This is a genomic window from Microvirga sp. HBU67558, assembly GCF_018069605.1.
GTDB classification, from domain to species: domain Bacteria; phylum Pseudomonadota; class Alphaproteobacteria; order Rhizobiales; family Beijerinckiaceae; genus Microvirga; species Microvirga terrae.
The window spans coordinates 1-10,701 of sequence record NZ_JAGPUP010000425.1 but is presented as its reverse complement, the minus strand read 5'-3'; the positions used below and the strand labels follow the sequence as shown (position 1 = coordinate 10,701).

Annotated in this window: 12 protein-coding genes; 4 read left to right on the top strand and 8 right to left on the bottom strand. The window is 60.0% G+C overall.

Annotation, left to right across the window (positions count from 1 at the left end):
• Positions 1–341 precede the first annotated feature (341 nt).
• Together KBI52_RS04160 and KBI52_RS04155 are read left to right on the top strand one after the other, a co-directional pair.
• The gene (locus KBI52_RS04160) at positions 342–1,994 is read left to right on the top strand and encodes a patatin-like phospholipase family protein (protein WP_210805547.1); all 1,653 of its coding nucleotides are present in this window, start codon (positions 342–344) and stop codon (positions 1,992–1,994) included.
• Complete coding sequence (locus tag KBI52_RS04155) at positions 1,985–2,206, top strand: hypothetical protein (protein ID WP_210805545.1); 222 nt, start codon at positions 1,985–1,987, stop codon at positions 2,204–2,206. Before KBI52_RS04160 ends, KBI52_RS04155 begins: the two co-directional genes overlap by 10 nt.
• A gap of 235 nt (positions 2,207–2,441) precedes the next feature.
• Here the strand turns inward: KBI52_RS04155 and KBI52_RS04150 are convergent, their stop codons facing one another.
• From KBI52_RS04150 to KBI52_RS04125, 7 genes are all read right to left on the bottom strand, one after another.
• Positions 2,442–2,720 carry a hypothetical protein gene (locus KBI52_RS04150; RefSeq protein WP_210805544.1) on the bottom strand — a complete coding sequence of 93 codons (279 nt, stop codon included), beginning with the start codon at positions 2,718–2,720 and terminating at the stop codon, positions 2,442–2,444.
• Between the two features lie 2 nt (positions 2,721–2,722).
• Positions 2,723–2,971 (bottom strand): hypothetical protein, encoded by a 249-nt coding sequence (locus tag KBI52_RS04145; protein ID WP_210805541.1) that lies wholly within the window; start codon positions 2,969–2,971, stop codon positions 2,723–2,725.
• Positions 2,972–3,019: 48 nt separating this feature from the next.
• The gene (locus tag KBI52_RS04140; RefSeq protein WP_210805538.1) at positions 3,020–3,238 is read right to left on the bottom strand and encodes a dodecin; all 219 of its coding nucleotides are present in this window, start codon (positions 3,236–3,238) and stop codon (positions 3,020–3,022) included.
• A gap of 93 nt (positions 3,239–3,331) precedes the next feature.
• On the bottom strand, positions 3,332–3,802 hold the full coding sequence (locus tag KBI52_RS32680; protein ID WP_262266238.1) for a Crp/Fnr family transcriptional regulator: 471 nt from the start codon (positions 3,800–3,802) through the stop codon (positions 3,332–3,334).
• A gap of 18 nt (positions 3,803–3,820) precedes the next feature.
• A complete protein-coding gene (locus tag KBI52_RS32675; RefSeq protein WP_247654172.1) occupies positions 3,821–4,117 on the bottom strand; it encodes a hypothetical protein in 297 nt (98 codons plus the stop codon).
• An 82-nt stretch (positions 4,118–4,199) separates the two neighbouring features.
• On the bottom strand, positions 4,200–5,408 hold the full coding sequence (locus tag KBI52_RS04130) for a PLP-dependent aspartate aminotransferase family protein (RefSeq protein ID WP_210805536.1): 1,209 nt from the start codon (positions 5,406–5,408) through the stop codon (positions 4,200–4,202).
• A gap of 767 nt (positions 5,409–6,175) precedes the next feature.
• On the bottom strand, positions 6,176–7,438 hold the full coding sequence (locus KBI52_RS04125; RefSeq protein WP_210805534.1) for an adenylate/guanylate cyclase domain-containing protein: 1,263 nt from the start codon (positions 7,436–7,438) through the stop codon (positions 6,176–6,178).
• A gap of 436 nt (positions 7,439–7,874) precedes the next feature.
• Here KBI52_RS04125 and KBI52_RS04120 point away from each other — a divergent pair, with 436 nt between their 5' ends.
• The gene (locus KBI52_RS04120) at positions 7,875–8,372 is read left to right on the top strand and encodes an SgcJ/EcaC family oxidoreductase (RefSeq protein WP_210805532.1); all 498 of its coding nucleotides are present in this window, start codon (positions 7,875–7,877) and stop codon (positions 8,370–8,372) included.
• Between the two features lie 694 nt (positions 8,373–9,066).
• On the opposite strand, the gene KBI52_RS04115 is transcribed toward KBI52_RS04120, so the two are convergent.
• Positions 9,067–9,282, bottom strand: a complete 216-nt coding sequence (locus tag KBI52_RS04115) for a hypothetical protein (RefSeq protein ID WP_210805530.1) — start codon at positions 9,280–9,282, stop codon at positions 9,067–9,069.
• A 424-nt stretch (positions 9,283–9,706) separates the two neighbouring features.
• Between KBI52_RS04115 and KBI52_RS04110 the strand changes: the two genes are divergently transcribed.
• Positions 9,707–10,372: a ParA family protein gene (locus KBI52_RS04110; protein WP_210805528.1), complete on the top strand. Its 666-nt coding sequence runs from the start codon at positions 9,707–9,709 to the stop codon at positions 10,370–10,372.
• The last annotated feature ends 329 nt before the right edge of the window (positions 10,373–10,701 follow it).

The window sequence follows — 10,701 nt, the reverse complement described above, 5'->3', positions numbered from 1 at the left end:
GTGTCCGTCTTGTGGCATCCCGAGCAACGGGCGGTGAAGCGGTACTTGGAGGGAGCGCCACCGGTGCGGGTGATCTGCGGCTCGAACTGACGTGCGATGCCGGGCATGTATCGTGTCCTATGCTAATCGTAACAGCTTCCTGGCCGAGAATGGGTCTCACGCCCCGGGGGCAACCGCTGACCGGAAAGCAATCGAGAGAATGCAGGAGCACATAAACCCCTGCCGGAGATTTTCCAAGCCTATGCCTGTTTGCTCGAAGGGATGTCTTTACCGCCTCCTGCTAGCTACAGGTCGTTGAAACCCATTGAGGCGCCCTGTCCCATGGCTGAGCCGATAGATCGATGATCCAGGAGGACGAGCCTGCCGAGGACAGGACTGTTGATCGTGTCTTCGTCGCCTTCGAAGGGGGCGGCGCAAAAGGGCTGGTCCACATCGGCGCCCTGAAGGCGCTTGAGGAGTACGGAGCGAATATCACTGGGCTCGCCGGTACGTCAGCAGGTGCTATCATTGCAGCCTTGAGAGCGACCGGGATGCATGCCGATGACATGGCAGATCCTATCCGTGGCACAACACTGCTTCCATTGCTTGGTCCAAAGTTTCGAACAGCAACCGACATTTTCGGTCGGGGAGGGTGGGCGCGGATTGCTGCTTTACGTTCTGCGGCGGTCGCCTTTTCCGGCCGGCGCCGGATCGCGTCAGTCAGCTTGCTGCTTCTTGCCCTGCCCGGCTCTGTGTTCGCCGCCCATGATTACGGCAAATGGGCTGTAGGATTCGCAGTAGCCGTTTGGATTATTGTTGGTGTGGTCGGAGGCCGCTGGCTGCTTAGCGGTCTGTCGAGTGTGCATACCTTTCGGGACGCTTTGCGGAAGCTATTGCAGGAGCGACTTTTCCCCACCGAGCCGGGGCGTGATGTTCTGTTCTCCGACTTCGGCGTTGATGGCCGGCCAACGTTGAAGATTGTCGCCACTGACCTGAATGCACGTCAGCTCAGGCTGTTCTCGCCCGAGCAAACACCCGATACCCTGGTTGCCGATGCTGTAGCGGCCTCAATTTGCCTTCCCGTGATCTTCCGCCCCTTTGAATTTGGATCGTCCGTGTTTCTAGACGGTGGCCTCGTGTCGAATTTACCGGCGTGGCCTTTCGATGAGGAGCGTGCTCTCGACCCCGACGCCCTGACGATTGCTGTCGAGATCATCGACACGTCCTCGACCGCTCGGGTGTCTCCGACCGGATGGCTTGGAGCTGCGGTGAAAACCGCTATCTTCGGCTCCTCCGTTCTGAACAAACGGGCTGTCGGTCGGCTCGAAGTGGTCCCGATGGAAACCCAGCTGAAGGTGTTGGACTTTGATATCGGCGCAGATGCCGCTTTGAACGCGGTGGCGGAGGCTACCAATTATGCTCGAGCCCGCATTGTGCAGCGGCTTCTGGAGGGACCTGGTGTTCTTCGAGAGGCAGCCAGGGATGTGCATGTGCTCACCCGCGCCGTGCTGAAAGAGCAGGAAAGCATTTTCGCCTCGGGGACTTTGACGGGCCGAGTACGGGTCGCACTCGCCATCAAAGAGGCCGGGTTGTACCGCTCCCTCAGACTCCGGCATGGGATCGGCTACGAGGAGCATACCGATGAGGCGATGCTGTTGCCGATGGAAGGTTCGCTTGCCGGCCGAACCTGGTTGGGACGAGAGCCCACCTTTACAGAAATCGTCCAGGTGGCCGGGTTATTTTATGATGCGGAAGGTACGGAAATTCTTCCAGGTCCAGCGAACCGGCAGCGCCGACGCCTGGTATGGCCGGAACTCGCATGGTCACTGTGCGTTCCGGTGTTCACGGCTGAGCAGGATGAGCCCGCCTTTGTCGTTGTCGTGGAGGGCGAGGAGCGGGTGGCCGAGGAGGCCTCGGACCTGGAGAGCGTCATCAACTTGCTCTCTGAGGGAATTAACACCATATTTGAAGAGCCGCTTAAGCGGTTAGCAAGGCTTGGTTATTCATGGGCGTGAAAATCCTTCGTGGCGCAACCGCCGCCAGATCCGCGGGCTCAACTGGCCAGCGCAATACACTCGACCCGAGCTTCGTTGAACGGGTGCGCGCGAAAGCTGCTGCCAGCAGCCGGACGCTTACGGCCAAGGCGCAGCGGATTGTTGAGGAGCATGATCGCAATCTGGCCCGGATTACGGATCCGAAGCTGAAGGCGAGTGCTCTGAAGCGGTAAGGGTGTTCCTCAGCTATCCTTATAATATAACATTTTGCATAATTGTAATTTTGACAAGAAGTCTGTAACCGCTGCCGTGGCCGGGCCTCCTTCAGGAGGAACTCATGCGGACCAACCAGTGGCCATCCCAGCTGTGGCCCTAAGCCCTTGCAACGGAACTTGGGCCCGCGGCCGGCACGATCGACACCTACACTGATGATCTCAATTGCCATCTCGCCTAGCTGAGCGAGAACCGCTACTCCGCCCAATTGGTATGCCCCGCCGCAAGAACCCGCAATGCCATCTCGCCTGCTGTTCGGGCTGCCTCGAACCCTTCTGGTGTCGGCTCGAATGACTCCAGCGGAAGAAAGCCGTCAACACCTCCCAGCAGGACGAGCGTGATCGGCCCGTCCGGATGATCCTGCTCCTGTACAAGGGAGAGCATGAGGCCGCCGATCTCTCCGAAGGCATGCTTCTCATCAAAGTGGAGTGTCTTCGTCTCCACACGCTGGGGAAATGCAATGACCTCTGCCATACCTAGTCCTCTCCACCTGCTCCACGGATCTCAGCATCTCCAAGCCATCTCTGGGCTTCTTCAAGACTGCCAAATGTATGCTCAAGTTCGGTGAACGGAGCAGGCCTCTCTTCAGGAGGCAAATCGAGCAGGAGTTCTGCCGTCCAGGTCGCGTCATCTGTTCTGCCGCTTTGGACCAAACTGGCGATAATCACTCCATGGAGCAGCACGTCATAGCTGCCTGGAGCAAGCCGGGAGAGTTTGTAGGCCATATAGCACCATTGCATGTCTGGGCGGAGCGGGTTCGTGATCTCGCCTCGTCACGGGTATTCGCCCTCCAGCGTGAAGCCAGCCTTGAGCACCACCTGGTAATGCTGGACCTCGCCGTTTTCTACCTGCCCGCGGGTTTGCACCACCTCGAACCAGCGCAAATTGCGCAAGGTCTGGTCGGCACGCTTGATCGCCGTTTGAATGGCATCCTCAATGCTGCTCGGCGACGAGCCCACCAGTTCAACCACTTTGTAGATGTGATCCGACATTCTACCCTCCTGGCTTCTCTCCGAAATCACAGATAGGGCCGATGATTTCACCTGCGAGGCCGTCGCGCACTCGGCGGTCGTGTGAAACAAGGATCAGGAACAGCGCCGCTGCTGACGGAGATCATTGGTCGAGGTGTTCCCATAGGTGTGAGGGAGCAGCCGCTCAAAGCTGTTACGAACAGTGCCGTAGCACTCGCAGGAGGCGCCTTCCAGCCCGGTACGGTCCGTCACCGTGATTACACCCCTACCCTGCTTGATGAAGCCTGCTTCCTGAAGCGATCGGGTGATGCTGCTGACGGTGGAGCGCTGCACGCCCAACATGTCGGCCAGGAACTCATGGGTGAGCGGCACGGTGTCCCGGTCGAGCCGGTCGTGCATGCTGAGGATCCAGCGGCAGGCGCGGGCTTCGACACTGTGGACCGCATTGCAGGCCACGTTCTGCAGAACCCGGGCCATCATCGCCTCCGTGAAGCGCAGCACCAGCTGACGCACCTTCGGGCGTTGACTGATCACCTCATGCAGGCGCTCCAGCTCGAGCCGCGAGGCGGTGCCGGAGGCCTGCACGATGGAGCGCCCGAAGGATTAGGCGGCTGTCACGGCACTCACCAAGCCCAGGGCCCCTTCCCGGCCGTAGACCGCCATGTCGGCCGAGCGGCCGTCCTTAAGCACGGCCACCAGCGAGACTACCGTGTCGTGGGGAAGGTAGGCATGGTGCAGGGGATCGCCCGCCTCGTACAGCACCTGGTCCTGCTGCAGGCTGACTCCGTGCAGGTGCGGCTCCAGCGCCGCAAAGTCGTCCGGCTCCAAAGCTGTCAGGAGCCGATTGGCGCGATGGTTGACCTCGGGAGCAGGAGCAACGGCATAGATATGAAGTTTCATGCCTCAAGCTAAGCCGAAGACGTGGTGGAAGAAAAGCTATGAATTCGACTTTTGCTCGCGGAGGGAATTTTGGCGGTTTTGCTCATCCAAGGGCCTGCTCCAGATCGGCGATGATGTCGTCAGGATCCTCCAGCCCAACCGAGAAACGGAACACTCCATCGCCTGCCCAATCGCGGTAGGAGCGGGCTTCCTCTCCCTCTAAGCGGAACGAGGACCGCAGGATGTCCTCAGTGGGAATGTAGAACAGCAGGCTCTTGGTCTTGCCCAGCGAGACCGCATACGAGACCACCCGCAGCCGCTCGGCGAGCAGGCGCGCCAATGCCCCGCCCTCCTCCTTGGCCGAGAATGCCAGCAGTCCAGAGAAGTTGCGCATCTGACGTGCCGCCAGATCATGCTGCGGATGGTGGGGCGAGCCTGGCCAGAACACCGATCGCACCTTCGGATGATCGGCCAGGAAGGCCTCGACCCGGCGAGCGTTGGCCTCGTGCATCATCATGCGGGGTGCCAGGGTTTCCAGGCCGCGCAGGATCAACCAGGCGGCAAAGGGCGAGAGCGAGCCGCCCAGATGGATCAGGCTGCCCTTGCGCAAGGCGGCGATCCGCTCCTGGCGGCCGATCACCGCGCCACCGAGGGCATCGCCATGGCCACCGATGTACTTGGTGAGCGAATGCACCACGTAGTCGGCGCCAAGCGCGAGCGGCTTGGTACCAAGCGGGGTAGCAATGGTCGCGTCAACGGAGAGCTCGGCATCACCTGCATGGGCGATGTCGGCGATGGCGGCGATGTCGGACAGACGCAGGATCGGATTGGCCGGCGTCTCGACATGGATAAGTTTGGTGTTTGGCCGCATCGCCGCAGCCACAGCCGCAGAGTTTGATGTGTCAACGGCCGTGACGGCGATGCCGTGTTTGGGCAGGATGTCATGGACGAGCTCCGCGACGCCAGCGTAGCAGACGTTCGATAGAACCAAATGATCTCCGCTGCCCAGACGGTCCAGGAACAGGGCGCTGATCGCCGCCATGCCGCTGGCGAAGCTGAGAGCCGCTTCGCCGCCCTCGAGGGCGGCCAGGCGGGTTTCCAGCAGCTCGAGGGTCGGGTTGCTCCAGCGGGTGTAGAAATGCGGCGCGGCCTCATTCAGATCGTTGGCTGAGAAGCCCACCGCGTCCGGATGGGTGAAGAAGCTCGTTGCCAGCACCGGAGGCGAGGATGCCGGCGCCCCAATCTCCCGATGGCCCGCCCCGGCGTGGAGGGTCAGGGTTGCGTCATGGCTCACGGACTTCTGATCGCGCATTCGGCTGCTCCTCGGCGGTGTTCCTAGGTGTGGCTCGTTAGCACTCGTGCCGGCGCGGTGGCAAACAGCGGCAGCGCACAGGCGCCGTGTTGCCCCAACCAACTCGGATGGGCTCAGGTCAAAAACCCCGGACTTTAGCCTGGGCTCCAATCCGCCACCTTACAGAGAGCCTGCAGTCCGATTGCAGGCGACGAGGAGGCTCGCAGCCTAAACCACCTATGGACGCTTCGCTGAGATGCCTGTAATTCGGCCTGAAACCGAGACCTCATCTCTTGCTCGGCCTAAACTTCTGAGTAGCTTTCGGTTTTTGCTCAGATCGGGAGGATCACGACCGGCGCCGACTGTGACACTTCTATTGTTGGCGTTTGTTTCGTATTCTCAACAGGTTGCGCTCGTTCTGACAGGGGTCAACGTTTCCGAGCCGATTTACATGAATCACTCTGGATCCATGGTCCTCTCTGTGGACGTAGTCTTCCGGCAACGCCGGGCAATCGGATGAGGGCGCGGGCGCAATGAGCATAGACGCACTGGGGCGCAATCGCGGAAGAGCCGTTCCGGGTCGTCCGAGGAAACTGCTAACGCCATAGGAATGTCTGTTGTCCCCTTCGTCAGCAGACATTCGGTGTACTTCGCGAGTGTGCCGAGGGCTGACATTCGTCTGATGCGTTGCCCGTAATCACCGCCACTGCTCAACCCACGGCTTCGCTCTGTGGGAAGTTCGAGCTTTTGCTTGAATCCCGGATCACAAGGCTTTCAGATGCCACGCTTCATCCGGTGCCGCTGGCCCGCCAGAACGCCTCGTTTGGGCTAACGCCCTCTGTATCCGTGCAGAAATCCGGGCGGATACGATCGAGAAAATACATATCGATGGCTCCGATATGCTTTACCTGAACCGACCCTCGAGGTTCGGTCTCGAACAGACGGGAGACCTGATGCCAGGTACTGGCGGAAATATTCACGCGGCCCGGTTCACAAGCCTCTTCCAAGCGCTGCGCCACGTTCACTGCGTTACCCCACACGTCATAGGTAAAGCGCCGTTGCCCAACAATCCCGGCCACAACAGGGCCGGAGTTGATGCCAATGCGCAACTCCCACAGTGGCAAGCGCAGTCTTTCGCGCTGCCGGTTGGAACTGCGGATGAAACGTTGCATCTCCAGTGCTGCGAGACATGTATCGATGGGATGACTACGATTGCCCAACGGCAAACCACCAGCCGCAATAAAGGCATCGCCGACCGTCTTTATGGTCTCTATCCCATGGCTCTGCGCGATCTCGTCAAAACGGGCGAAGTTCTGGTCGAGCTGCCGGATCAGTCCCGCCGGATCGAGAGTTTCAGTGAGGCGCGTAAATGCCTTGAAATCCGCAAAGAGAATCGTGGCGGCCTCATGGAAGCGCGGCTCAACCTTGCCGCTCGCCTGGAGTTCCTCAGCAATTGCTTCCGGCAGGATGCTTTTGAGAAGCCCGTCCGACCGCTCGCGAGCCGCTTCGGCAGCAGCCCTTGCTTGCGAAATTTCGCCCAGGAGCTCATCGCGCTCGAGGAGTTGCCTGCGCAGTTCAAGCTGGGCCATGGCCTGCTGTGATAGGCGGCGCACCGCCTCCCGCTGCGACGGGCTCAACTGACGGGGCTCAAACCCTATGACGCAGAGTGTGCCAAGGGCAAACCCTTCCCGATTGATCAAGGGCATCCCGCAATAGAACCGAGCATAGGGCTCGCCGGCCACCATGGGCAGATCTCGAAACCGTTCGCTCGTGGTCAAATCCGGTTCATAGATCAGATCGTTGGAACACAGGGTGGTGTTGCACATCGTGATCTCGCGTGGGCACTCGATCATATCGGCGGGGAGGCCGTACTTGGACTTCATCCATGCGCGCCGCTCGTCCATCAGACTGATCAGGGCGACTGGACAGCCACAGATCTCAGCTGCCAGCTCGGTTATCGCATCATAGGAAAATTCCGGCGGGGTGCTCATGACCCGGTACAACGCGAGGGCTGCCACCCGGTCGGCTTCCTGGGAGGAGAGCGCGTCCATCAGCCTATTCCCCTCAGCCGTTAGTGCACGGCCGATCTGCGGCCACCCCCAGCTTGGTTTCAATCATAGCAAGAAATGGCCGCAGGCGCAGCCTGAGAACGCTGAGCCGGCGATGTTGCTCATCCGACCATCTGCAAGTGTCTACTCATGAGATTGCACGTCCAGCTCCTGGAAAAGGGCCCTGTCGGGTCGGGGCCGGTCTTCAAGCATGGGCCGTGTAAAGGCCCGCTTCACTCTCTTCTTGCAGACCTCTTGCAGAAGTACGGCTAAGGTTAGCTCTGTACCGTAGCGGTCATCCATGTTTTTCGTCAGCCCACGTCCGGAGGAAAGGATGACGAACTACGCTCCCCTCCTTTCCGGCAGTTTCTGAAACTCCTCTCTCACCGCGATGGATCTCGTTGAGCGATTGTTGGTCGGGATCGCACCGAAGCGTACAATGGCGAGGATGCTCACAACCATGGAGGGCGACATGAGGAGCTCCCGATTTCATCCTCTGGCATTCGTGTTCCTCGGTGCGTTCCTGAGCGCGACGACCGCTGCGGCCGGCCCCAAGGAAGAGGTTGCCGCTGCGACACAGAAGTGGGCGGATACACTTGCAGAGAACAAGCCGGAGAGCATCCTGCCCCTGTACGCCGAGGACGCCGTCCTCTGGGGAACGCTGGCTTCCACCGTGCGGACAGATCGAGCCGGGATGCGCGATTATTTCGTCAGCGCCTTTGCGGCACTTCCCAACCTGAAGGTTGCGCTCGGCGAGCAGGTGATCAGGGTGTATGGGGATGCGGCGGTCAATACAGGCAACTACACCTTCTCGTATGTGAAGGTCGGAGAGCCCAAGACTCTCCCGGCGCGGTACAGCTTCACATACGTGAAGAAGGCCGACGGCTGGATCATTGTGGACCATCACTCGTCGGCAATGCCGCAACCGCCGAAATAAGAACCAAAGCAGATTGGAACGAAACGCCCGCTGCTTGAGCAGGGAAGGACAATCGCCGACCCGATGGGCCTGTGGAACAGGCCGCCCTCGGTCGTAACGTAGGATCGGCAGGGCACTGGTGGGGGCTGCTATTCATTCTTTGTCCGGAATGATGGGGATTGGGGATCCGCAACGAGCAAAGAAAAAGGACCGGCGAAATACCGATCCTTCTGCATATTCAGGCTTTTACTAGCTTTGGCTAAAGCAATGCCTTAGTGCGAATGGCGCTTATTGTACCATTCGTTGGCCTTCAGGGCCGCAAAGCCGAGCAATACTACAATGCCAGGCATTACGACCGAAACGATCAGTGTCTGTCCCGTCATTGCTTCAAGCCTCCAAGAGCCATTTTTGAAAACCTATGCAACATCACGGCAGCGAATGTCCGACCGCAGCGATCGGTAAGAGTTGCACAAGATCGGCGTTGTTTCCGAACCCGTCAATGTTATACAGGCACCCGACCAGCGGAGTGGCGATGCCAACCGTGAAGCAGGCCGTCGATGCACGATCAAAGGCGTTGGCAAGCAGCTTTTGCCGCTCGTTGTAGATCAGGCTTACTGCAGAAGACCTCCTGGCAAGCGCGGTGTCGCCTTAAAAACATCAGATCTTTGAGGGGTTTGATCTCTCTCAGGCTTACAATCCGGGAGAGACCATGGCTTTAAGCAACCTTGCTTCCGCTTCGCGCAGCGATCGCAGGGTGGGCCGCTTCGGCTCCTTGCTGCAGGCGCAGGTCAGCGAGCTGCTGGCGAAGGCTTAGGTAGAGCGGCCGGAAGGCAGGCCCTTTCTCTTCGACAAGATCGGCCAGGATGTTTACGGCTTTGAGGAGTTTCTCCTCGGTGATCGGTCCCCGGTCGTGGTTCTGCCAAGCCGTCATGGTGCGTACTCCTTACAAACGAGGAGGCACACTGCCGCGATCGTCTTGATACATGGTTAAGCTTGCCCGGGGCTTGTGGATGCGGCCGAGGCGCCGGGATCAATCGTACGGCGTCACCTTCACACAATGCTGCTGCGCTAATTGAAGTGCGGGGGAAGGGGACTCCTATGTGCAAGCGACAGATCAGGAGGAGGCCGGCACTGCCGAAACCATGCAATGACAATGAACCGCGCGCCATCAGGCCTTTCATGCCGAGACGGCCGATTGCCTACCGTACCGGCATTCTGGCGGCAGCTTTGGAGCGGACGGAACGGGTCAGGCTGGATGTACTGGCTTCGGGTGTGATGACGATCCAGGGGCATAAGGCTCCGTTAACCATACTCGCGCGACGATAGCTTACCTGATCAAGACTGGGGGAAATGGCATGAATGTCGTGGTCTTTGCGTCCCGCAAGGGAGGTTCCGGAAAGAGCACCCTTGCTGCGCATCTCGGGAGCTATATGGCCGAGAATGGCCGGCCGACGCTCCTGATTGACGCGGATCCACAGGGGTCTTTGGCCCTTTGGCACCGGGTCCGGGGCTCACAGGATCTTGGGCTCCACGTTGGTACCAAGCATCTTGCGGCCACCTTGACGAAGGCGCGCCGCGCCGGGGCCGAATGGGTCCTGATCGACACGCCGCCGAACGCGGAAGCCCCTGTGGCCGAGGCGATCTGGCATGCGGATCTTGTCGTGATCCCCATGCGCCCGGGGTTGTTCGACGTCGATGCCGTCCAGGCCACGATCCGAATGTGCCGTGACCTCAAGAAGCCCTATGCAGTGGTCATCAACGCTGCGCCGGCCAAGAATGGCTCGGATGATCCGATGGTTGTGGATGCTCGAGGGGCGACGCAGGCGCTCGATGTCCCGACATGGGCCGGTCAGATCACGCATCGCCCTGAATTGTCGCTCTCCTTAGCCCATGGGGCCGGTGTTAACGAGTCCCACTCCGGATCGGCTGGATCGGAGGAGATCGGCAGCCTCTGGCGGGCGCTCACACGGAGCTTTGACGCAATGAAGGCGATGTCGGGCACGCAGACTCAGTCCGCTTAGCGGACTAACGGGGTCTGCCGAAACGGCCAGTTACGGGATCTCGTTGTAAGGGAAGCTTTCGGACGCACCGATGAATTTTCACTAGGTGCGTCCATCCAAAACCTAACCAAAGACCTCGTGGTAGGTGATCGCCGCAAAGATGAGCGGGACGATGACCGCGAAGATCCACAGCGCGAGCCGCTGCCTTCGTCATAGGCGCGCGCAGTCTGCAGGCAGCCGTGCAGCACCACGACGAGGGGCGCGCTGTCGGGCAGTTGCGGCGGTACGTAGGTCAGCATCCGGAGATTGCCGGGGTTGGATCCGAAGGCGCTGATCTCGGTCAGCTTGCT

Bases quoted from the DNA above. Each gene is read 5' to 3' on its own strand.
- KBI52_RS04160 (WP_210805547.1), top strand. From the start codon at position 342: ATGATCCAGGAGGACGAGCCTGCCGAGGACAGGACTGTTGATCGTGTC.
- KBI52_RS04155 (WP_210805545.1), top strand. From the start codon at position 1,985: ATGGGCGTGAAAATCCTTCGTGGCGCAACCGCCGCCAGATCCGCGGGC.
- KBI52_RS04150 (WP_210805544.1), bottom strand. From the start codon at position 2,720: ATGGCAGAGGTCATTGCATTTCCCCAGCGTGTGGAGACGAAGACACTC.
- KBI52_RS04145 (WP_210805541.1), bottom strand. From the start codon at position 2,971: ATGGCCTACAAACTCTCCCGGCTTGCTCCAGGCAGCTATGACGTGCTG.
- KBI52_RS04140 (WP_210805538.1), bottom strand. From the start codon at position 3,238: ATGTCGGATCACATCTACAAAGTGGTTGAACTGGTGGGCTCGTCGCCG.
- KBI52_RS32675 (WP_247654172.1), bottom strand. From the start codon at position 4,117: ATGAAACTTCATATCTATGCCGTTGCTCCTGCTCCCGAGGTCAACCAT.
- KBI52_RS04130 (WP_210805536.1), bottom strand. From the start codon at position 5,408: ATGCGCGATCAGAAGTCCGTGAGCCATGACGCAACCCTGACCCTCCAC.
- KBI52_RS04125 (WP_210805534.1), bottom strand. From the start codon at position 7,438: ATGGACGCGCTCTCCTCCCAGGAAGCCGACCGGGTGGCAGCCCTCGCG.
- KBI52_RS04120 (WP_210805532.1), top strand. From the start codon at position 7,875: ATGGCGAGGATGCTCACAACCATGGAGGGCGACATGAGGAGCTCCCGA.
- KBI52_RS04115 (WP_210805530.1), bottom strand. From the start codon at position 9,282: ATGACGGCTTGGCAGAACCACGACCGGGGACCGATCACCGAGGAGAAA.
- KBI52_RS04110 (WP_210805528.1), top strand. From the start codon at position 9,707: ATGAATGTCGTGGTCTTTGCGTCCCGCAAGGGAGGTTCCGGAAAGAGC.